Consider the following 22708-nt stretch of genomic DNA (forward strand, 5'->3'; position numbering starts at 1 on the left):
TTTCGGCGACGCCGAGCCGGCCCGCGCCGCCCGAGGTCGCGATCATCAATGCGGTGCAGGCCACCCTCGGCGCCAAGCCCGAGGTGGTCAAGGCCGCCCGCGCCATGTCGCACTTCGGTGAGCACGCGCTCGGCTGGGTCGGCATCGCCGCCGTCGGCTGGGTTGCCGACAAGCCGCGTCGCAGACAGTGGGCCGGTGTCGCGGTCGGCGCCGTCGGTGCGCACGCCGCCTCCATCGTGATCAAGCGGATCGTCCGGCGTCCCCGCCCGAACGATCCATCGGTGCAGGTCAATGTCTCGACACCGAGCAAATTGAGCTTTCCGTCCTCACACGCCACCTCCACCACGGCGGCGGCGGTGTTGCTCGGGAAACTGACCGGGCTACCCTTGCCTGCGGTGCTCGTTCCACCGATGTTGCTGTCCCGAGTCGTGCTCGGGGTGCACTATCCCTCCGACGTGCTCGCCGGATCCGCGCTCGGTGCCGCGTCCGCCGCTATAGTGCTTGCCGCCGAAAAGAGACTCGATAGTGACCGCACAAGAAAGAGCCTTGGTTGACATGAGTGAAGAGCCGACCGGCGCCGACCTAGCCGACGCCGTCGTCAAGGGGCCGCCCAAGACGTTGGCCGGTGGGTTGATCAAGGCCGTTCGGCCGCGACAGTGGGTCAAGAACGTCCTGGTGCTTGCCGCGCCGCTGGCGGCGGGTTCGGCCACCGAGATGGACGTGCTCGCTCATGTCGGGATCGCCTTCGTGGTGTTCTGCACGGCGGCCTCTGGCATCTACCTCGTCAACGACGCGCTCGACGTGGAAGCCGACCGGGCGCACCCGACCAAGCGGTTCCGGCCGATCGCCGCGGGCGTCGTCCAGGTGAACCTGGCCTACATGCTGGCCGCGGTGCTGCTGGTCGCGTCGATCGCCGGATCGTTCCTCGCGTCCTGGCATCTTGCCGTCGTGATGGCGGTGTACATCGGCATCCAGCTGGCCTACTGCCTCGGACTCAAGCATCAGGCGGTGCTGGACATCTGCATCGTGTCCTCGGGCTTCCTGCTGCGCGCCGTCGCCGGTGGCGCGGCCGCGAATATTGATCTGTCGCAGTGGTTCCTGCTGATCATGGCCTTCGGTTCGCTGTTCATGGCGGCGGGCAAGCGCTACGCCGAACTGCAGATCGCGTTGGGGACCGGCGCCAAGATCCGCAAGTCGCTCGAGTACTACACGCCCACCTACCTGCGTTTCATCTGGACGCTCGCGGCGACGGCGGTGGTGGTGTTCTACGGGCTCTGGGCGTTCCAACAGGACAACCTGAAGCACACCAACTGGTTCGCACTCTCGATGATTCCGTTTACCATCGCAATCCTGCGCTATGCGGTGGACGTCGATGGCGGCGAGGCCGGTGAACCCGAAGAGATCGCGCTGGGGGACCGCATCCTCCAGTTCCTCGCAGTCGCCTGGATCGGAGCGGTGGGTGTCGCTGTCTATCTCACCTGACGAGACGTTGGTAAAGGGAGTGGAGCGACCGGAATACGCCAACCACGAGCCGGCCGAAGGGCCGGCTCGCTCGGCGTTGCGGCACGCGAAGCTATCCCGAGCCACCTTCGTCGGTGGGATCGCGCTCACCGTCGTCCTCTTCGCGACGGGCGCCTGGAACCGGCGCTGGATCGCCGATGACGGCCTCATCGTATTGCGAACGGTGCGAAACCTGTTGGCGGGCAACGGGCCGGTCTTCAACAAGGGCGAGCGCGTCGAAACCAACACCAGCACGGCCTGGACCTACCTGGTCTGGTTCTTCAGCTGGCTCACCCAGGCCCGGCTCGAGTACGTGGTCCTCGGGGTCGCGCTGACGGTGTCGATGGCCGCGGTGGTTTTCGCCATGCTGGGTTCGGCCCGGCTGTGGGGCGGCGCCAAGTCGGCGCTGCTGCTGCCCGCCGGTGTGCTGGTCTATATCGCGATTCCGCCGGCCCGCGATTACGCCTCCTCCGGCCTGGAGAACGGTCTGGTGATCTGCTGGCTCGGCCTGCTGTGGTGGCTACTGATGCGCTGGAGTCAGGCCGATCGGGTGCGGCTGCCCGCCCAGTTCGGGTTGGTTTTCCTCGCCGGTCTCGCGCCGCTGATCCGCCCCGAGATGACACTGGTCGGGGCGCTGGCACTGGCGATGATCTTCTGCGCCCCGATGCCACAGACCCGATTGCGCCCGATTGTGCTGCGCGCGTTGATCGTCGCGGTCGCCGGGATCGTCCCGCTCGGCTATCAGATCTGGCGGATGGGTTACTACGGCCTGCCCTACCCGAACACCGCCGTCGCCAAGGACGCGGGCGGCGCCAAATGGGGCCAGGGCTTCAAGTACCTGTGGGACCTGGTCGGTCCGTACTACCTGTGGGTGCCGCTGCTGGTGCTGCTTGCCGCGGGCGTCGTCGCGGCGCGCGCCGCGAACCCCGCTGCGCCGGCGCCCGCCGGTCGGCATGCCGCGCCCGAGGAGCAGCCCCGCTGGAGCGTGCGCCGGGTGCGTAAATGGCTGCGCTCGCCGGGCGCGGTGGTCGCGCTCATGCTCGGCAGCGGGTTCATCCTCACTGTCTACACGCTGCGCGTCGGCGGCGACTTCATGCACGGCCGAATGCTGCTGCCGCAGCTGTTCTGCCTGCTGCTGCCGGTCGCGGTGGTGCCGATCCGATTGCCGGAGCGTGGTCTTCGGTCGATGTCGGCCGCGGACTGGTCCTTCGCGGTGATCCTGTTCGCGCTGGTCGGCACCGCGGGCTGGGCCTTGTTCGCCGCGAACACAACGGCCATCAAGACCGGGACCAAGATCAGTTCGACGGGCATCGTCGACGAGCGCATCTACTACGTGCTCAACACCGGCCACGACCATCCCATCCTGGCCGAGGACTACCTGGACTACCCGCGCATCCGGGCTATGGTCGACAACATCGCCGAGACCCCCAACGGCGGCCTGCTGATGAACTCGCCGTCGTTCATGTTCTGGTACATCGCGCCGCCGCCGCAGCCGATTCCCGAGGGCGGCGCCGGGCACACCGTGTACTTCCTGAACCTCGGTATGACGAGCATGAACGTCCCGCTGGACGTGCGGGTGATCGACCAGATGGGCCTGGCCTATCCGCTGGCCGCGCACACCGATCGGCTCACCGACGGCCGCATCGGCCATGACAAGAACCTGTACCCGGACTGGGTGGTCGTCGACACCGGCATGGTGGACCGGAAGCCGTGGCTGCCGTGGTACATGGACGAGAAGTGGGTCACCCAGGCCCGCACCGCGTTGTCGTGCCCGGACACCCAGGCGCTGATGATCTCCTATCGCGACCCGCTCACCTGGAACCGCTTCAAGCACAACCTGCGCCACGCCCTGACGTTCGCCAAGTACCGAATCGACCGAGTGCCGAAGTACGAGATCGAGCGCTGCAATCTGGTCGATCCCTTCCCACAGCCGCCACGTTGAGGGCTGCCACGACGTCCCGGCGCGGGCCGGGATCCAGTCACACTGGGCTCACGAATCACCGTGGGCCAGTAGTTGCGCTGAACTGCATGAGCAAAGTGGCGTACGCCGCTTTATGTCGTTTTGATAACGCCCCTGTATCGATGACGCGATAGGGTGCGGAGGCATGCCGTCGGTGGCGTCCATTTGGACATGGGCGCGACGGACGGTCACCGATCGACATGGCCGAAAGCCGGCCCGATGAGGAAAGGCCGAAATAGATGCGAGGCGTGATCAGGCGAAAGCCGCAGAATGGACGTCCGAGAACCCGGAGACCCGGCTCCTGGTTCAAGCGGTCGGTGCTGCTGTGGCTGGCTATTTTGCTGCCGCTCGGGGTGTCGGTTGCAGGACCCGCCGCCATCGCGTCGGCCGCGTTCAACCCGGACGGGTTCGATTTCTGGGTGGACTCCTCGATGGGGCCGATCAAGTCGCGGATCTTCCGCGCCGCGGACGGCAACACCGGACGCGTCGTGTACGCGCTGGACGGCATGCGGGCCCGCAGTGACATCAGCGGCTGGGAGAGCGAGACCGAAGTCGCCCGCGAGCTCACCAAGTGGAACATCAACGTCGTCATGCCGGTCGGCGGCCCGTCCAGCTTCTACGCGGACTGGAACGCGCCCGGCAACTTCCTCGGCGTGAGCACGGGCTCGTCGGGCTCGGCCAACGGTTCGTCGTCCGGGTCCGCGATGACGGGTTCGTCCGGCTGGAACGAGACGCTGGGTAAGAACAACACCTACAAGTGGGAAACCTTCCTCACCGACAACCTGCGCTCGGCGTTGCGGGATCGACTCGGCTTCAGCCCGAACCGCAACGGCGTCTTCGGCCTGTCCATGGGTGGCAGTGCGGCGCTTACGTTGTCGGCCTACCACCCGGATCAGTTCAGCTTCGCCGGTTCGTTCTCCGGCTACCTGAACATCTCGGCGCCGGGTATGCGCGAGGCCTTGCGCGTGGCCATGATCAGCGCGGGCGGCTACAACATCGACGCGATGGCGCCGCCGTGGGGCCCGCAGTGGCTGCGGATGGACCCGTTCGTCTTCGCGCCGCGACTGATCGCGAACAACACCAGGCTCTGGGTCGCTGCCGGTAGCGCCCTGCCCGGACCGGCGGACGCGACCTCACCGCTCGACATCATCCAGGGCATGCCGCTGGAGGCGTTGGCGCTGGCTAACACCCGGGCCTTCCAAGTCCGGATGATGACGCTGGGCGCTAAGAATGTCACGTACAGCTTCCCGCCCGTCGGCATCCACAACTGGCGCAACTGGGAGTCAGAGGTCTACCGGATGATCCCGGACCTCTCCGCGAACATCGGCTAGTCCGACCAGTCGCGAACAAACCGCCCGGTGCCCTGTGCACCGGGCGGTCTTTCGTTTTCACCCCCGTCCGTAACCGTGGTCGACAACGAATGTGCTGCGACGAAACCTTCAGTTCTTGTGGCTTGGATCACTTTCCAGCAACATGGAGGCATTCGTTGGCGGTTGATACGCGGAGAACATGCACACAGGTGGAAAGGTCTGCTTCCTGGCGGACGTCCCGCCTCCGTGTCCGATGAGGAAGCCGGTCGAGATTGCTTAATATTTGCTGACTGGTCGTCCGAACGAAAGGTCGAGTCGAATGCGAAGTTCGCGCTGGAAACGTAGGCCCGGTAGCTCAGCAACCTCCGGCTCATGGGGACGGAAGTGGGCGCTCGGCGCGGCTCTTTCTCTGCTGTTACCGCTGGGGATCTCGATCGCGGGCAGTGGCGCGACCGCATCGGCGGCGTTCAACCCGGCCGCCTTCGACTTCTGGGTCGACTCAGGCATGGGTCCGATCAAGACGCGCGTGCTACGTGCCGCGGACGGCAACACCAACCGCGTGGTCTACGCCCTCGACGGCATGCGGGCGCCGGAGAACCTGAACGGCTGGGAGATCGAAACCAATATCGCCGAGACCCTGGCGAGTTGGAACATCAACGTAGTGATGCCCGTTGGCGGCATGTCGAGCTTCTACGCCGACTGGAACACCCCGAGCGTTTACCTGGGTATCCCGGCGGGAACCGGTTCGAACTCGGGCTCGGGCGCGTTGAGTTCGTTCGCCGGTGGTCCGGGTAAGAGCTACCGGTACCAGTGGGAGACCTTCCTGACCAACAACCTGCGCTGGGCGCTGCGCGACCGGCTCGGCTTCAACCCGAACCGCAACGGCGTCTTCGGCCTGTCCATGGGCGCCAGCGCGGCACTGACCCTGGCGGCCTACCACCCGGATCAGTTCAGCTTCGCCGGTGCGTACTCCGGCTACCTGAACATCTCGGCGCCCGGTATGCGTGAGGCCATCCGGGTGGCCATGATGGACGCCGGCGGCTACAACGTGGACTCGATGGCGCCGCCGTGGGGCCCGCAGTGGCTGCGGATGGATCCGTTCGTGTTCGCGCCGAACCTGGTTCGCAACGGCACCCGGCTCTGGATCGCTGCGGGCAGCGGCAGGCCGGGCTCGGGTGATGCCCCGAGCTTCAACACGCTCAACGGCATGGGCCTGGAGGCGTTGGCGCTGGCGAATACGCGAGCGTTCCAGGTGCGCATGGCCACGCTGGGTGGCGGCAATGCCGTCTACGACTTCCCGGACTTCGGCGTCCATGCGTGGAACAACTGGCAGAACGAGGCGTACCGAATGATCCCGGATATGTCCGCCAACATCGGCTGACCTTCCGCGACGAACCGCCCGGCGCCACTACGGCACTGGGCGGTTCGATTGTCTCCGCCCGGTCTGTTGCCTTATGTCCGACTGTTTGCTGATTGATCGCTGTCGGAAGATTTCGGTGCCGCGGGACAGGCGTGCTCAGTGGTGGCTCATCGTGTCGGCAAATCTCTGGTTCTCATCACGATCCGGTCTCGCAGTGCGTTTTCGGGAAAGTCTTTGGATATTTGCTCATACAACAGCGGCCGGGTTGCCATGCGACATGCGGCGCGCCGACACGGCTCTCAGTGGCTGGGAAGTCGCACCGAGATCTCGCGGGTGCTGCCAGGTGCAACATCAATGTGGTGATGCCGGTCGGCGGGCAGTCCATCTTCTATTCGGACTGGATCGCGCCGAGCAACACCAACGGTCAGCGGACCATCTATGCCTGGGAAACATTCCTGACCGAGAACCTGCGTTGGGCCATGCGCGATCGGCTCGGGTCACCAATTTCGGCTGACATTCCCGTTCTGAGACGACATTTTCGAACGAACGCGATAGGGTCACCGCACGATCACAGGTTGTGCACGGGCGGATTTCGGCCACTCGAATGCCCCGGCCTTGCAAAGGCTTCGAGCGTCGAATATCGTCCAGCGAGCGCAAGTGTGACCAGATCGTTGTAGCGCCGTCGGTTGCGCCGGAATGTCGGGATCCGGCTCGATTGTGACGTGCGTCTCGTTTGCAGCACGGGTGCTGCCCGGCCCTCATGGGCTGCGGGCCGCACCACAACAGCAGAAAGAGAGCAGGATTCATGCGTTTCGGCAGGGCGGCCGGCCCGAAGAGAAGCACGGGACGGCGAGTCACCCCTCGCGGTTGGCGTAATCGAATTCTGGCTGTCGGTGCCGCTGTTCTAGCGCTACCGATCGCCGCCGGAGTAGCGGCCCCGACCGTCGCCATGGCCACCCCGGCGCACAGCCCCATGCTGCGCGCGCCGGCGGGCGGCCGGGAGGACCTCATGGTCCCGTCGGTGATGGGTCCGATCAAGGTCCAGGTGCAGTGGGCGGCGCGCGGCGGTGACGCGGCGCTGTACCTGCTCGACGGTCTGCGGGCTCGCGACGACCGCAATGCGTGGTCGTTCGAGACGAACGCGCAGGATCAGTTCGGCAATGACAACATCACCCTGGTGATGCCGGTCGGCGGCCAGTCGAGCTTCTATACCGACTGGTATTCGCCGAGTAACACCAACGGCCAGAAGACCACCTACAAGTGGGAAACCTTCCTGACCAAGGAGCTTCCCGACTTCCTCGCGGGCTACGGCGTCTCCCGCACCAACAACGCGGTCGTTGGTCTTTCGATGGGTGGTAGTGCCGCGCTGGCCCTGGCCGCCTACCACCGCAACCAGTTCAAGTTCGCCGCCTCCTACTCCGGCTACCTGAACATCTCCGCGCCGGGGATGCGTGAGGCCATCCGCATCGCGATGCTCGACGCCGGCCGCTACAACGTCGACTCGATGGCAGCGCCGTGGAGCCCGCAGTGGCTGCGGATGGACCCGTTCGTGTTCGCGCCGCAGCTCAAGGGCCTGCCGATGTACATCTCGGCGTCCAGTGGCCTGCCCGGTCAGTACGACCGGCCGAACTCGGCGGTCGGCGTGTTCAACACCGGTAACGCCATGGCGCTCGAGGCGCTGTCGCTGGTGAACACCCGCGCGTTCCAGGCCCGCCTGGCCTCGCTGAAGATCCCGGCCGCGTTCGACTTCCCGGCCACCGGCACGCACTCCTGGAAGTACTGGGAGGGCGAGCTCTTCAAGTCCCGCAACGCGATCCTGGACGCCACCGGCGGCTGGTGAATCAGTAGCTTTACCCAGCCCGGCGCTGTTTGCTTCCCCATTCGGAAGCGGATAGCGCCGGACGCGTTTTCGGGTCCGTTCGGCGACATTTGTCGTAATACCGTGCCGACCAAGTCGTTTACTCCCGCGCGTCCTCCCAGGAACACCGCCCATTCAGGGTAGAAAACTCTTGTGGCAGGGAATATGCGCGGCAGATGGGGGAGAGGCGGGCGGCAGGGCACTCGCACCGCTCGCGGGCGACTGGCGCTGCTCGCCACCGCCCTAGCGCTGCCACTGGCCGCCGGACTCTCGCCGCTGACCGCGCCCGCCACGGCACAGCCCGCCGCCACCCTGCCGGCCGGGGCGACCGTGCAGAAGGTGGTGTGGTTCACCGACCGTCGAGTCGCGCTGTGGATCAATTCGCCGTCGATGCAGGCGCCTGTTCAGGTGCAGCTGTTGCTCGCCAGGGATTGGAACGCCCAACCGGACGCCAAGTTTCCGCTGCTGTTCATGCTCGATGGCCTGCGTGCCACCGATGACGAGAGCGGCTGGACGAAGGACGCGGGTGCGGCCGACTTCTACGCCGACAAGAACGTCACCGTCGTGCTGCCGATCGGCGGCCAGTCCAGCTTCTATTCCGACTGGTTACAGCCGAACAACGGCCACAACTACAAGTGGGAAACCTTCCTGACCAAGGAGCTTCCGCCGCTGCTGGAGAACCAGTGGCGGGCCACGGATGTCCGTGGCATGGAAGGGCTTTCGATGGGCGGCACGGCCGCGATGTTCCTGGCCGCGCGCAACCCGAACTTCATCAGGTATGCCGCGTCGTACTCCGGCTTCCTCACCACGACCACCCTCGGCATGCCGCAGGCCATCCAGTTCGCCATGCGTGATGCGGGCGGGTTCGATTCGGCCGCCATGTGGGGTCCGCCGACCAGTCCCGAGTGGGAGGGGCACGATCCGTACGCGTTGGCGGACAAGCTGAAGGGGATCAGCCTCTACGTCTCCAGCGGTAGCGGCGCGATCGGGCCATTCGACCAGGCCGCAGGCATTCCCGGGGTGAGCACCAACTTCCCGGGCATGGGCCTGGAGCTCCTGTCCAGGCTGACCTCGCAGAACTTTGTGACCAAACTGGGCAATCTGACCATTCCGGCCCAGGTGAACTACCGTCCCTCCGGCACCCACTCGTGGCCGTACTGGGATTTCGAGATGCGCCAGTCCTGGACGCAGGCCGCCGCCGCACTCGGGGTCGACGCGGGTAAGGCGTCCTGTCAGGCGGGCGCCGCGATCGCCGCGGTGGCCAATGCCAACGGCTGGCTCGGTGACTGCGTCACCGCCGAATACCAGGTGAACGGCGGTGTGGCCCAGGACTTCCGGTCCGGCCGGGTGTTCTATTCGCAGGCGACCGGCGCGCATCCGGTTGGCGGCATGATGGGTGGCGGCTACCAGGCGGCGCTCGGTGCGGTCGGACTGCCGACCGGCGACGAGCGCGGGCTACCCGACGGCCGCGGCCGCTTCCAGACCTTCCAGAACGGCACGCTCTACTGGACCCCGCAGACCGGCGCCCAGGTGGTGCGTGGCGCGATTCTCGACGAGTGGGGCAAGCAGGGCTTCGAGCGCGGTCCGGCGGGTTATCCGATCGCGCCGGAGGTCAAGTCTCCGAACAGGGACGGCGTCGTGCAGGCCTTCGATAACGGCCCGTTCTACTACAGCCAGAAGACCGGCGTGCACCGGCTGCAGGGCCTGATCATGGGCAAATACGCCCAGATGGGTTACGAGAACAGCTGGCTGGGTTTCCCGGCGGCCGAGGAACTGCCGCTGAAGGACCTTGGCCGATTCAGCAGGTTCGAGGGCGGCAACATCTACTGGAGCCCGCTGTCGGGGGCGTGGGCGGTGCGCTCGGGCCCGATCATGGATACCTGGAAGGACGCCGGTTACGAGAACGGCAAGCTCGGGTATCCGATCAGTGACGAGTTCACCGTGCCGGGTGGCGTGCAGCAGAATTTCCAGGCCGGATTCATCGTGGTTCGCGACGGCAAACCCGAGGTCCACAGCCTCTGATTCCGATCGGCCCACCAGTTGATCGCTGCGGTTCGCCGCACAGGTGACCACCTCGTGCGAGACTCGGCCGCTCGGACGCAAGCCATCAGGGGGCCGCGAACAAGCAGCGCCGCAAACGCTGCAAATCCGACACGGCTAGCCTGGTTGGCGACCCGCCCCCTTTTGCGACAGATCGAGGACACGAATTCATGCATCGGACCCGTGGAAAGGTACTCGGCGTGGCTGTGGCGATCGCCGCCACCGGATTGCTCGCCGCCTGCGGCGGCAATGATTCGACGGCATCGAGCACGCCGACGCTGACCCACACCACGACGGCAGCACAGCCGCCCGTATCGAGCAGCGCCGGTGGCGACACCGGACAGCAGGCGCCCGCCCCCGAGTCGACCCAGCAGGAGCCCGGATCGACGGTGGCGCCTGAGCGCCCGCAGCCGGTTCCCACCGATGCCGCGCCCCCCGCCGACAGCTCCAAGCTCACCGACAAGGACAAGAAGTTCCTCGACGCGCTGAAGGCCCAGGGCATCAGCACCTCCACCCCGGATATCGCGCTGAACATCGGCAACTATGTCTGCCAGGGGATCGCGGCCGGCGCGTCCGAGTCCGACCTGACCACCTTCGTCAACGCGATGGCCGGGTCCGACCCGTCCTTCGATCCGGCCAAGATGCCGGTCGAGAAGGCCGGGAAGATCTACATCGATACCGCTAAGCAGACGTACTGCCAGTGAGCGCGCGCCGAGGCTCGACATCCCGCCGGTCGCGACCGGCGGGATGCCTGGTGCTCCTCGCGATCGTCGCGCTGATCATCGTTGTCGTCGTGCTGCTGTGGTACCTGCTCGCGGGCCGGTTGCGACCGCCGGCACCGGGACCGAAGCCGCCGGAGCGACCGACCTCGCAGCCGGCCAGCTGCCCGGACGTCCAGATGATCTCGGTGCCGGGCACCTGGGAATCCAATAGCAACGACGACCCGCACAATCCGACGGCCAACCCGATCTCGTTGATGCTCAACATCTCCGGACCGGTGTCCCAGCAGTTCCCTTCGAACAGGCTGGATGTGTACACCGTTCCCTATGTCGCGCAGTTCTCCAACCCGATCGCGATCCCGCCGGACGGCCAGGCGTCCTACAACCACAGCCGTTCCGAGGGCACCCAGCGGATGGTCGATGCGATGGTGAATCGGCATCGCGAGTGTCCGCTGACCACCTATGTGATCGCGGGCTTCTCCCAGGGCGCGGTGATCGGGGGCGATATCGCCTCCCAGATCGCCGCGGGTAAGGGTCCGGTGCCCGCCGACCAGGTGCTCGGCGTGATGCTGATCGCCGATGGGCGCCGCACCGGTGACACCGGGCCGGGACAGGCCATCCAGATCGGGAACCCGCCACCGGGAGTCGGCGCGGAGGTCGCGCTGAACGGCGTGAACGTGCCGGGAATTTCCATGACCGGTCCGCGTCCGGGCGGCTTCGGCTCGCTGGCCGACCGCACCTTCACCATCTGCGCGCCGGGCGATCTGATCTGTGATTCACCGCGGCAAGCGTTGAGCCCCCTGAACATTGTGGGCAGCGCGCTGACACTGATGGGCGCGGCGGGTAACCCGGTGCACAGCCTGTACAACGGCTTCGTGGTCGACGGCGGCGGAACCACCGCGACCCAGTGGACCGTCAACTGGGCGAACGGCCTGATCGAAGGGGCGCCGCATCCAGCGCATTCCTGAGGATCGGGCCATGTGAACGATCACAACGAGCCAGGCCGCCACGCGGTAGTGCATGTCTCCATACCGAAGCCTCGGCAATCGAACACGAGCACGCTGTAAAGTGCGCTGATGATCGCGACGTCGGCTCGTGCCCCCAGGACTGTGGGCAGGCGGCGCGCAGGCAATTTCCTTACAGCCAGGAGCATGAGTTCATGACAGAAGCCGCCGCACCGGCTGGTGAGTTGACCGCGTTGGGCACGCCGCTGCGTAGCTTCCGCTTCGCGGCAGCGGGCGAGGGAAACAAGCAGGAGGGCGGTGCCCGCAAATTCATCCAGACCGCGCAGCAGGCCGAGGAGTACGGCTTCGACAGCTTTGTCGTGCCCGATCACCTCGGTGACCAGATCGGTCCGATCGCCGCGCTGGGTGCGCTGACGCAGGCCACCGAGAAGATCCGCCTCGGAACGTCCGTGCTGGCCAATGGTTTCCGGCATCCGGTGGTGCTGGCCAAGGACCTCGCCACCATCGACGTGCTCTCCAAGGGGCGCCTCGAGGTCGGTCTCGGGGCGGGCTGGAAGCAGGACGAATTCGTAGCCGCGGGCCTGCCCTACGAGACGCCCGGCGTCCGCCTCGAGAAGCTCGACGAGGCGTTGACCATTCTGGATGTGCTGCTGCGCGGCCAGGAGTGCACCTTCGAGGGCAAGCACTACCAGGTCAAGGGCATCAAGGGCACGCCACGGCCGCGGCAGGGTCCGCGCCCGCCGATCTGCACCGGCGGCGGTGGCCCGAAGATGCTGCGGCTGGCCGCCAAGCACGCCGACATCATCTCGGTCGTTCCGGTTACCACCAAGAACGGCAAGGGCCTGCTTTCGGGTATCACCATGGCGAAGACCATCGAGAAGGTGAACCTGATCCGCGAGGCGGCCGGTGATCGGTTTGCCGACATCGAGTTGAATTGGGCCATCACCGCGATCGTCATCACCGACGATCGGGAGAAGACGGCGGAAATAGCCCTTTCCGCGCTCGATCGTGGCCTGCATCCCGACCTCGAGGTCGACGTGAAGCTCTCCGTCGAGGAGATCCTCGAATCGCCGTATGTGGCCATCGGTACATTCGAGGAGATCGCCGAGCAGATCCGTCGGGTGCGGCAGCTCACATCGATGTCCTATGTCGGTGTGTTCCCCACCCAGATGGACGCTTTCGCGCCCGTTATTCCGCTGCTGCGGGACGAGTGAGCCGCTCTTCATCTGTACCATGACTCTGGTTTGAGAACCTAGCCGATGGCGGTCACCGCGCAGACCGCCACAAAATCTGCAGGCTGGCTCTTGCATATAGAGCACCCGCGGGCGATAGCGAGTCGGGGCCTCACAGGTAACAGCGGCGAAGTCGCCGTCTTGCTGCGTGTGCCTCGGAGGAGAAGAAGGAATGGAAGAGACTTTCGACGACTACCTGGATGAAACCGGGAACATCAGTATTCCCGAGGATCACACCCTGGTCGATCACGTCGAGAAGCACACCAGGAACGACGCGAACACCCTTGCTTACCGCTACATCGATTACTCGCGTGAGCGTGATGGCGAGGCGCAGGAACTGACGTGGCGTGAGTTCGGTATTCGGCTGCGCGCGGTGGCCGCTCGACTGCAGCAGGTGACCAATCCGGGCGACCGGGTCGCGATCCTCGCGCCGCAGGGCTTGGACTATGTGATCTCCTTCTTCGCCGCGATCTACGCGGGCACCATCTCGGTGCCGCTGTTCGACCCCGACGAGCCGGGTCACACCGACCGCCTGCACGCCGTCCTCGGCGACTGCGAGCCCTCGGCCATCCTCACCGCCAGCTCCTCGGCGGCGGGGGTGCGGCAGTTCTTCCGCTCGCTGCCCGCCGCGCAGCGCCCACGCATCATCGCCGTGGACGCGATCCCCGACAGCGTCGGGGAGACCTGGGTGCGCCCGGACATCGCCATCGACGACATCGCCTACCTGCAGTACACCTCGGGTTCCACCAGGATCCCGGCCGGTGTCGAGATCACCCACCGGGCGGTCGGCACCAACCTGCTGCAGATGGTCGACGCGATCAACCTGGACTGGAACTCCCGCGGCGTCACCTGGCTGCCACTGTTCCACGATATGGGCCTGCTGACGGTGATCCTGCCCGCGGTCGGCGGCAAGTACATCACCATCATGTCGCCGAGTGCGTTCGTGCGGCGTCCGTACCGCTGGATCAAGGAACTGGCCGCCGCCTCCGACGGCGCCGGAACCTTCGCCGCCGCACCGAATTTCGCGTTCGAGCACGCCGCTGCGCGTGGTCTGCCGAAGAATGGCGAGTCGCTCGACCTGTCGAACGTGATCGGCCTGATCAACGGCAGCGAGCCGGTCACCACCTCGTCGATGAAGAAGTTCAACGACGCGTTCGCGCCCTACGGTCTGCCGAAGACGGCGATCAAGCCTTGCTACGGCATGGCGGAGGCGACGCTGTTCGTGTCGGCGACCAAGGCCGAGGACGAAGCGAAGGTCGTCTATGTCGACCGCGATGCGTTCAATGCGGGTCGCATGGTCAAGGTGGAGCAGACAGCGGAGAACGCCATCGCCCAGGTTTCCTGCGGTTATGTGGCGCTATCGCAGTGGGCCGTGATCGTCGATCCGGACGGTATCGACGACGACGCCGGCCGCGAGCTGCCCGACGGCAGGGTCGGTGAGATCTGGTTGCACGGCAACAACATGGGCATCGGCTACTGGGGTCGTCCCGACGAGACCTCCGTGACGTTCAAGAACAAGGTGCCGCATCGTTTGGCCGAGGGCAGTCACGCCGAAGGTGCCGACGCGGACGCCAACTGGATGCGTACCGGCGACTACGGCGTCTACCTCGACGGCGAGCTGTACATCACCGGGCGGGTGAAGGACCTGGTGATCGTGGACGGTCGCAACCACTACCCGCAGGATCTCGAGTTCTCCGCGCAGGAAGCCTCGAAGGCGCTCAGGCCAGGCTTCGTCGCCGCGTTTTCGGTGGCCGCGAATCAGCTGCCTGCCGAGGTCTTCGAGCAGGGCAGCCATTCGGGCCTGAAGTTCGACGCCGATGATGCCTCCGAGCAGCTCGTGATCGTCGGCGAGCGCGGCCCTGGGGCGGGCAAGGCCGATCCGCTGCCGATCGCCGATGCCGTTCGCGCGGCCGTTTCGCAGCGCCACGGTGTGACCGTGCGCGACGTGCTGCTGGTACCAGCGGGGTCCATCCCGCGTACCTCCAGCGGCAAGATCGCTCGGCGCGCCTGCAAGACTGCTTATCTGGAGGGAACGCTCCGGGGTGGTTACACCCAGCAGGCATTCCCCGATGCACCGGAAGAGTAATTGCCCCCAGGGGTGAACTCGGCGAGCCGATCATCGACGCTCGGCGCCGACCCATCCCACGCCGCTAGCGACTGCTTGCAGGTCGCTCGAAACGACCTGCGCGTCAATTCGCGGCGCGCCCGGTACGCAGACAGGTAGCTTGAGGAATTGATGGCTGACAACGAGGGCACGCCCACCCAAACGACCGAAATCGTGCTCGCCGACGCGACCGATACTTCTTCGACCGCGGCAGACGCTGCGCCTGCGACGACCGATATGTCGGTCGCCGAACTGCGAGAGTGGCTGCGGCGCTGGGTTTCCGACGCCACCGGTCAACCGCTGGAGAACATCACGGTTGACCGGCCGATGGAGGAATTCGGGCTGGCCTCGCGCGATGCCATCGCGCTCGGTGGTGACATCGAAGAGCTGACCGGTGTGGCGCTGAACGCGACGATCGTCTATCAGCATCCGACGATCGCTTCGCTGGCGGAGCGGGTCATCAACGGTGAGCCCGAGGCTCCGGCCGAATCGGCCGACGATGCCTTCTACACCGCCGGGTATACCCCGGGCGAGGCGCACGATATCGCCATCGTCGGCTTGTCCACGCGCCTGCCGGGCGCGGGCGACACCCCGGAATCCACCTGGGACTTCCTCGTCGGCCGTGGTGACGGTATCCGCGACCTACCCGAGGGCCGCTGGAGCGAATTCACCGGCGACCCGACCATGGCCGAGGCGATTGCGAACGCCAACACCAAGGGCGGCTACCTCGATCAGGAGGTCGTCAAGGGCTTCGATGCGGAGTTCTTCGCCACCTCGCCGGTCGAGGTGGAGCGTATGGATCCGCAGCAGCGGCTCGCGATGGAATTGACCTGGGAGGCATTGGAGCACGCCAGGATTCCCGCCAGCGGACTGAAGGGCGAGCCAGTCGGTGTGTTCATCGGCTCCTCCGGTAATGAGTTCATGCTGATCGCGGCGCTGGCGCTCGGCAAGGAACCCGATGCGAATACGCCGCTGTCGGCCGAGGCGTACGCCATCATGGGCAGCGTCTCCTCGATCATTCCGAACCGTGTCTCCTACTTCTTCGACTTCCGTGGCCCGTCCGTGGCTATCGACACCGCTTGCTCGTCCTCATTGGTTGCGGTGCACGATGCGGTGCGCACGCTGCGCAGCGGTGACGCCGATCTAGCGCTGGCCGGTGGCGTGAACATGCTGTTGGCTCCGGCCGCGACGCTCGGCTTCGACGCCAACGGTGGTGTGGCCAAGGACGGACACATCAAGGCGTTCTCCAACGACGCCGACGGATTTGTCCGCTCCGAGGGCGGCGGCCTCGTGGTGCTCAAGCGCCTGGCCGACGCCGAACGTGACGGCGACAAGATCTACGCGGTCATCAAGGGCACCGCGGTCAACAACGACGGCCGCTCCAACGGCCTGCTTGCGCCCAACCCGGATGCGCAGGCGGACGTGCTGCGTCGTGCCTACCGTGATGCCGGAATCGCACCGTCCACCGTGGATTACATCGAGGCGCACGGCACCGGCACCCTGCTGGGTGACCCCATCGAGGCCGATGCGCTCGCCCGGGTGGTCGGGCGCGGTCGTGACGACGACAAGCCCGCGCTGCTCGGTTCGGCCAAGACCAACTTCGGTCACCTCGAGTCGGGCGCCGGTGCGGCCGGCCTGGCCAAGGTGATCATGGGGTTGCAGCACAACGTCATTCCGCCGAACATCAACTACGTCGGCCCCAATCCGTATATCCCGTTCGATCAGGCGCACCTGAAGGTCGTCGCCGAGCCGACGGAATTCCCGCGCTACAGCGGCACCGCGACCGTCGGTATCTCCGGCTTCGGTTTCGGTGGTACCAACGCGCACATCGTCATTCAGGAGTACGTGCCCGCGCTGCCCGCGCCTGTCGCCGACGTCGATGATGCGGTCGTCGCGGACGCAGAGACGACCGACGTGGTCGCGGAGGCGACCGAGCTCGTCGCCGAGGCCGCGGAAACCGCTGCGCCCGAGGCCGAATGGTCGGCCGAGCGGGCAGAGCCGCTGCCGGTGATCCTGGCCGTTTCGGCCTACCTGCCCTCGCGCCGTCGCCGTGCCGCCGCGGATCTCGCCGATTGGCTGGAGTCCGACGCAGGTCGCGACGTTCCGCTCGAGAACGTCGCTCGGTCGCTGGCCAAGCGCAGCCACAACCGTTCGCGCGGTGTTGTGCTCGCCAAGACCCATGACGAAGCGGTCGCCGGTCTGCGCGCGATCGCGGCGGGCAAGCCGGGCACCGGTGTGTTCACCGCCGATGCACCGGCCGTCAACGGCCCGATGTGGGTGCTGGCCGGATTCGGCGCGCAGCACCGCAAGATGGGCAAGCAGCTCTACCTCGAGAACGCGATCTTCCGCAAGACCGTCGACGAGGTCGACGAGCTGGTGCAGGACGAGGCCGGGTACTCGGTGCGCGAGATGTTCCTCGACGACACCCAGGACTACAACGTCGGCACCTCGCAGGTCGGCATCTTCACCATCCAGCTCGGCCTGGCCGCGCTGCTGCGCGCGCACGGCGCCGAACCCGCCGCGGTGGTTGGTCATTCGATGGGCGAGGTCGCCGGCGCCTACATCGCCGGTGGTCTGCCGCTCGAAGACGCGGTGCGCGTGATCTGCGCCCGCTCCCGCCTGATGGGCGAGGGCGAGGCGATGATCACCGACGCCGACGTGCGCAATATGGCGCTGATCGAATACAGCGCCGAAGAGGTCGAGGCGCTGCTTCCGGAATACCCGGATGTCGAGGTCGCGGTGTACGCGGCGCCGACCAACACGGTCATCGGCGGCCCGGTGGATCAGGTGTCGGCGATCGTGGCGCGGGTCGAGGCGGCGGGTAAGTTCGCCAGGGTCCTGCAGACCCGCGGCGCCGGACACACCTCGCAGATGGATCCGCTGCTCGGCGAGCTGGCCGCGGAACTGGCCGGCATCGAGCCGACCAAGCTGAAGGTCGGCCTGTACTCGACGGTCGACAAGGAACAGTTCTACCGCGCGGGCCACGACCCGGTGCACAACGAGGACTACTGGGTGAAGAACATGCGCCACAGCGTGTACTTCACCAACGCGGTGCGCCTCGCGGTGGAGACCGGGCACACCACGTTTCTGGAGCTGGCGCCGAATTCCGTTGCGCTGATGCAGGTTCTGGGCACCACCTTCGCCGCGGGCGTGCACGACGCGCAGCTCATCCCCACACTCAAGCGCAAGGAAGACGAGTCCGCGGGCGTGCTTTCCGCGCTGGCCCAGCTGTACGTGCACGGCCACCGCGTCGACCTGTCCTCGCTGCTGCCCGCCGGTGATTACGCGGATATCCCGCGTACCGCGTTCCTGCGCAAGCAGTACTGGCCGAAGGCGAACATCTCCATCGGCGCAGGCGGCGGCAATGCCCGGGTGCCGGGTGCGCACGTCGCGCTGCCGGATGGCAGGCACGTGTGGGAGGTGCAGGCCGCGTCCGTCACCGACCTGGCCGCGCTGGTGAATTCCGCTGCGGCGCAGGTGCTCAGCGACGCGTCGCTGAGTGCGTCGATCCCGCACGCCGGGCTGCCGACCTCGGGAACGCTCACCACCACGCTGACCCCGCACCTCGGCGGCGCCTCGGTACAGGTGCACGCTCGCGAGGGCTCGGCCTTCCGGTTGCTGTTCGACGCGGTGGTCACCTCCGGTGCTGCGCTGCCCGAAACCGTTGTCGCGGCGCCTGTTCCAAGCGCCGAGTTGGCGACCACGGGTGCTGCCGACATCGAGATCGTCGAAACCTTCGGTGAGCGTTGGGATCCGAACGGTACACAGACTCCGGAAGAGCGGCTGGCACTGATCGTCGCCGAGTCGATGGGCTACGCGGTCGAGGACCTGCCGCTCGAAATTCCGTTGATGGAACTCGGTTTGGACTCGCTGATGGCGATGCGGATCAAGAACCGGGTCGAGTACGAGTTCGATATCCCACAGCTGCAGGTGCAGGTCGTGCGAGATATGAGCCTGCAAGAGGTGGGCAAGTACCTGCGGTATGCGATCGAGCATCGCGACGAGATAAAGGCCGTCGCCGAACAGCAGGGCGACGGCGAGGACAGCGGATTCGCCGCCGCGGCCCGGGCAGCGCTGGAGGCGCAGGCGACCGGTGGCGCGGATGTGACCGATGTCGTCGCCGCGGCGAAGGCTGCGCTGGAGGCAGAGTCGGCCACGGCCACCACGGACAACGTTGCCGCCGCAGCGGATTCGCAGGCTGCCGATGCGACGCTCGACCAGGCACTCAGCGCGGAGAACACCACCGTGGAGGCAGCGGCTGAGGCGATAGTCGCCGAGGCCGGGACGAAGACCGAGCCTGCTGCTGCGCCCGTCGCCGAGCCTGCCGCGGCTCCGGTTGCCGAGGAGGACAACGTGCCACCGCGCGATGCCGCCGAGCGGCTGACCTACGCCACCTGGGCCGTCGTCACCGGGAAGTCGGCCGGAGGCATCTTCAACAGCCTGCCGATCCTGGACGAGGACACCGCCGAGAAGCTGGCGGCTCGACTCACCGAACGGGTCAAGGCCGAGGTTACCGTCGACGACGTGCTCGACTGTGAGACGATCGAACAACTCGCCGACATCGTGCGCACCCTGCAGGACAGCGGCGCCGATGTCGACGGCTTCATTCGCCCGCTGCGGGCGCGGCCCGAGGGCTCGAATGTGGCGCCGGTCTTCGTGTTTCACCCGGCGGGCGGCAACACGCTGGTCTATGAGCCGCTGCTGAAGCGACTGCCCGCGGATACTCCGATGTATGGCGTCGAGCGGGTCGACGGTGCGATCGAGGAACGTGCCCGGCAGTACGTGCCGGAACTTCGCAAGATCCAGGGTGACGGTCCCTATGTGTTGTACGGCTGGTCCCTCGGCGCCGTGCTGGCCATGGCGGTTGCTCAGGTCCTCCGTGCGGAAAGCGCCGATGTCCGCGTGGTCGGCCTGATCGACTTGGCCATTCCGACCGAGCCGGAGGACAACAGTCCCGAGGAGCGGGTGCGCCGGATCGAGCGCTTCCAGGCATTCGCGCAGAAGACCTACGGCGTCGAGGGCGAACTGGATCGGACACAGCTGCATGAGCTGGCGTCGTCGTCCGACGAAGAACAGTTCAAGATGGTGTTGGATCTGATCAAGTTCAGCGGCGCAAAGATCCCCGGCGGCGTGCTCGAGCACCAGCGCACCTCGTGGATCGAGAACCGTGCCCTGCAGCAGGTGCGGCCGACGCGCTACGAGGGTGACGTCGTGCTCTACCTCGCCGATCGCTACCACGATGGCGCGATCGAACTGGAGCCGCGATACGCCCACCGCCAGCCTAACGGCGGTTGGGACGACTACCTGCCGAACCTGGAAGTCATCCACATCCCGGGCGACCACCTGCAGATCATCGATGAGCCCCGGATCGGAAAGATCGGAGCCGACCTCACCGCGAAACTTGCTGCGATCGCGACGAAAGAGTCCTAGTGAGTACTACTGCCGAGAAGCTTGCCGACCTGCGTAGAAGGCTGGAATTGGCGCAGGAACCAGCGGGTGAAGTGGGAGTGGCGAAGCGGGCGCAGAAAGGCATCCCGAGCGCCCGCGACCGGATCAATATGCTGCTCGATCCGGGCACCTTCGTGGAAATCGGTGCGCTGGTGCGTAAGCCGGGTGATCCGTCGGCGCTGTACGGCGACGGTGTGGTTACCGGGCACGGTCTCGTCGACGGTCGGCCGGTCGCGGTGTTCTCGCACGATCAGACCGTGTACGGCGGGTCGGTCGGCGAGATGTTCGGCCGCAAGGTCGCCAGCATCATGGAGTACGCCGCGAAGGTCGGTTGCCCGGTCGTCGGCATCAACGATTCCGGTGGTGCGCGCGTGCAGGAGGCCGTGACCTCGCTGGCCTGGTACGCCCAGCTCGGTCTCCGCCACGAACCGCTGTCGGGCATGGTGCCGCAGGTATCGTTGATTCTCGGTAAGTGCGCGGGTGGCGCGGTGTATGCCCCGATCACCACCGACGTGGTGGTGGCGACCGAGGAGGCGTACATGTTCGTCACCGGCCCCGGGGTGATCCGGGAGGTTACCGGCGAGGACGTCAGCCTCGAGGAACTCGGCGGCGCGCATAGCCAAGCGCAGTACGGGAATATCCATCACATCGCCAAGGACGAGACCGCGGCGTTCGAATGGGTGCGCGCGTACCTGAGCTTCCTGCCGACCAGCTGCCAGGAGCTGGCGCCGGTGGTGAATCCGGGTCTGGAGCCCGAGATCACCGACAGCGATCTGGAATTGAATTCGCTTGTCCCCAACTCGGACAACGCCGGCTACGACATGCACGAGATCCTGTTGCGCATCTTCGACGACGGCGACTTCCACGAGATCGGTGCGCCGGCCGGACGCAATGTCATCACCGGATTCGCCAGGGTGGACGGGCGTAGCGTCGGCGTGGTGGCCAACCAGCCGATGGTGTACGCCGGTGCGCTGGACGCGCGGGCATCGGACAAGGCCGCGCATTTCGTGCGCATGTGCGACGCGTTCGAGATCCCGCTGGTGTTCGTGGTGGACACCCCGGGCTTCCTGCCGGGTGTGGAGCAGGAAAAGATCGGCGTCATCAAGCGAGGGGGCCGCTTCCTGTTCTCCTACGTGGAGGCCACCGTGCCCAAGGTGACCGTGGTGATCCGCAAGTCCTACGGCGGCGGGTACGCGGTGATGGGCTCGAAACAGCTTGGCGCGGACGTGAATCTGGCGTGGCCGACGGCGCGCATCGCGGTGATGGGCGCCGAGAGCGCGGTCAGCCTGATCGGGCGCAAGCAGATCGAGGCGGCGCCCGAGGACCAGCGGGCGGCGGTGCGCAAGCAGATGATCGACTTCTACAACGCGACCGTTGCGACGCCGTGGGTTGCCGCCGAACGCGGTTATATCGATGCGGTCATCGAGCCCGCGGCGACGCGCCTGGAGCTACGTCGCGCGCTACATCTGTTGCGCGACAAAAAACTTGCCCGCAATCCGCGCAAGCATCATCTGCTGCCGCTCTGATTCGTCTTGCGCGATCGGGCCGCACCCTATTGGGGCGCGGCCCGATTCGCGTTGTGTGACAACAGGTCAAGCGATGGACGCGGATTCGATAATGACGTCGTCGCGCGGCACGTCCTGGTGCCCGCCCTTCGAACCGGTTGCGACACCGGCGATCTTGTCGACCACCTCGGTGCCCTCGACGACCTTGCCGAAGACGGTGTAGCCCCAGCCCGACTGGGTCGGCGCGGTGTGGTTCAGGAAGCCGTTGTTGGACACGTTCACGAAGAACTGCGCGGTGGCCGAGTGCGGATCGTTGGTACGCGCCATCGCGACGGTGTACTTGTCGTTCTTCAGGCCGTTGTTGGCCTCGTTCTGGATCTGCTGCTTGGTGGGCTTCTGCTGCATGCCAGGGACGAAACCGCCGCCCTGGATCATGAAGTCGGGGATGACGCGGTGGAAGATGGTGCCGTTGTAATGGCCCGCGTTCACGTAATCCACGAAGTTCGCCACCGTGCCGGGTGCCTTCTCGTCATCCAGCTCCAGCACCATCGGTCCGTAATTCGTCTCGATATTCACCTTGGTCATGACCCCAGCTTTCCATTGCCCGCGCAACCGGTCAGCCATTCGGGGTCTACTTTCTGCGCGCCGCTGCCGCCGCCAGGTCCCCTTCCCATCGGCCAGGCCTTTTCCCGGTGCCAAGGAGAACG

The 22708-nt window shown here is 66.2% G+C and carries 14 protein-coding genes; 13 read left to right on the top strand and 1 reads right to left on the bottom strand.

Annotation, left to right across the window (positions count from 1 at the left end; translation table 11 throughout):
- The first annotated feature begins 41 nt into the window (after positions 1-41).
- The 13 genes from ACV7NQ_RS17120 (at position 42) to ACV7NQ_RS17180 (ending at position 22022) form a co-directional block, all read left to right on the top strand.
- On the top strand, positions 42-554 hold the full coding sequence (locus tag ACV7NQ_RS17120) for a phosphatase PAP2 family protein (RefSeq protein ID WP_463365702.1): 513 nt from the start codon (positions 42-44) through the stop codon (positions 552-554).
- Between the two features lies 1 nt (position 555).
- Positions 556-1482, top strand: a complete 927-nt coding sequence (locus tag ACV7NQ_RS17125) for a decaprenyl-phosphate phosphoribosyltransferase (protein ID WP_463360587.1) — start codon at positions 556-558, stop codon at positions 1480-1482.
- 19 nt (positions 1483-1501) lie between these two features.
- Positions 1502-3442: a flagellar motor control protein ZomB gene (gene zomB, locus ACV7NQ_RS17130; protein WP_463365703.1), complete on the top strand. Its 1941-nt coding sequence runs from the start codon at positions 1502-1504 to the stop codon at positions 3440-3442.
- A 257-nt stretch (positions 3443-3699) separates the two neighbouring features.
- Complete coding sequence (locus ACV7NQ_RS17135; protein WP_463360588.1) at positions 3700-4791, top strand: alpha/beta hydrolase; 1092 nt, start codon at positions 3700-3702, stop codon at positions 4789-4791.
- Between the two features lie 298 nt (positions 4792-5089).
- Positions 5090-6151: an alpha/beta hydrolase gene (locus tag ACV7NQ_RS17140; RefSeq protein WP_463360589.1), complete on the top strand. Its 1062-nt coding sequence runs from the start codon at positions 5090-5092 to the stop codon at positions 6149-6151.
- A gap of 784 nt (positions 6152-6935) precedes the next feature.
- Positions 6936-7970, top strand: coding sequence for an alpha/beta hydrolase (locus ACV7NQ_RS17145; RefSeq protein ID WP_463360590.1), 1035 nt, complete (start codon positions 6936-6938; stop codon positions 7968-7970).
- A 183-nt stretch (positions 7971-8153) separates the two neighbouring features.
- Positions 8154-10010 (top strand): alpha/beta hydrolase-fold protein, encoded by a 1857-nt coding sequence (locus ACV7NQ_RS17150; protein WP_463360591.1) that lies wholly within the window; start codon positions 8154-8156, stop codon positions 10008-10010.
- Between the two features lie 218 nt (positions 10011-10228).
- Entirely contained in the window at positions 10229-10732 is a 504-nt protein-coding gene (locus tag ACV7NQ_RS17155) for a DUF732 domain-containing protein (protein WP_463360592.1), read from the top strand.
- Entirely contained in the window at positions 10723-11715 is a 993-nt protein-coding gene (locus tag ACV7NQ_RS17160; protein WP_463365704.1) for a cutinase family protein, read from the top strand. Before ACV7NQ_RS17155 ends, ACV7NQ_RS17160 begins: the two co-directional genes overlap by 10 nt.
- Positions 11716-11906: 191 nt before the next feature.
- Entirely contained in the window at positions 11907-12926 is a 1020-nt protein-coding gene (locus ACV7NQ_RS17165) for an LLM class F420-dependent oxidoreductase (RefSeq protein ID WP_463360593.1), read from the top strand.
- A gap of 190 nt (positions 12927-13116) precedes the next feature.
- Positions 13117-15030 carry a long-chain-fatty-acid--AMP ligase FadD32 gene (gene fadD32, locus ACV7NQ_RS17170; RefSeq protein WP_463360594.1) on the top strand — a complete coding sequence of 638 codons (1914 nt, stop codon included), beginning with the start codon at positions 13117-13119 and terminating at the stop codon, positions 15028-15030.
- A 255-nt stretch (positions 15031-15285) separates the two neighbouring features.
- Positions 15286-20478: a polyketide synthase Pks13 gene (pks13, locus tag ACV7NQ_RS17175; protein WP_463365705.1), complete on the top strand. Its 5193-nt coding sequence runs from the start codon at positions 15286-15288 to the stop codon at positions 20476-20478.
- On the top strand, positions 20478-22022 hold the full coding sequence (locus ACV7NQ_RS17180) for an acyl-CoA carboxylase subunit beta (protein ID WP_463360595.1): 1545 nt from the start codon (positions 20478-20480) through the stop codon (positions 22020-22022). Before pks13 ends, ACV7NQ_RS17180 begins: the two co-directional genes overlap by 1 nt.
- A 66-nt stretch (positions 22023-22088) precedes the next feature.
- On the opposite strand, the gene ACV7NQ_RS17185 is transcribed toward ACV7NQ_RS17180, so the two are convergent.
- A complete protein-coding gene (locus ACV7NQ_RS17185; protein WP_463360596.1) occupies positions 22089-22586 on the bottom strand; it encodes a peptidylprolyl isomerase in 498 nt (165 codons plus the stop codon).
- Between the last annotated feature and the right edge of the window lie 122 nt (positions 22587-22708).

It is taken from the genome of Nocardia sp. Tas62D01 (assembly GCF_055232035.1).

Bases quoted from the DNA above. Each gene is read 5' to 3' on its own strand.
- ACV7NQ_RS17140 (WP_463360589.1), top strand. From the start codon at position 5,090: ATGCGAAGTTCGCGCTGGAAACGTAGGCCCGGTAGCTCAGCAACCTCC.
- fadD32 (WP_463360594.1), top strand. From the start codon at position 13,117: ATGGAAGAGACTTTCGACGACTACCTGGATGAAACCGGGAACATCAGT.
- ACV7NQ_RS17150 (WP_463360591.1), top strand. From the start codon at position 8,154: ATGCGCGGCAGATGGGGGAGAGGCGGGCGGCAGGGCACTCGCACCGCT.
- ACV7NQ_RS17165 (WP_463360593.1), top strand. From the start codon at position 11,907: ATGACAGAAGCCGCCGCACCGGCTGGTGAGTTGACCGCGTTGGGCACG.
- ACV7NQ_RS17135 (WP_463360588.1), top strand. From the start codon at position 3,700: ATGCGAGGCGTGATCAGGCGAAAGCCGCAGAATGGACGTCCGAGAACC.
- ACV7NQ_RS17125 (WP_463360587.1), top strand. From the start codon at position 556: ATGAGTGAAGAGCCGACCGGCGCCGACCTAGCCGACGCCGTCGTCAAG.
- pks13 (WP_463365705.1), top strand. From the start codon at position 15,286: ATGTCGGTCGCCGAACTGCGAGAGTGGCTGCGGCGCTGGGTTTCCGAC.
- ACV7NQ_RS17185 (WP_463360596.1), bottom strand. From the start codon at position 22,586: ATGACCAAGGTGAATATCGAGACGAATTACGGACCGATGGTGCTGGAG.
- ACV7NQ_RS17145 (WP_463360590.1), top strand. From the start codon at position 6,936: ATGCGTTTCGGCAGGGCGGCCGGCCCGAAGAGAAGCACGGGACGGCGA.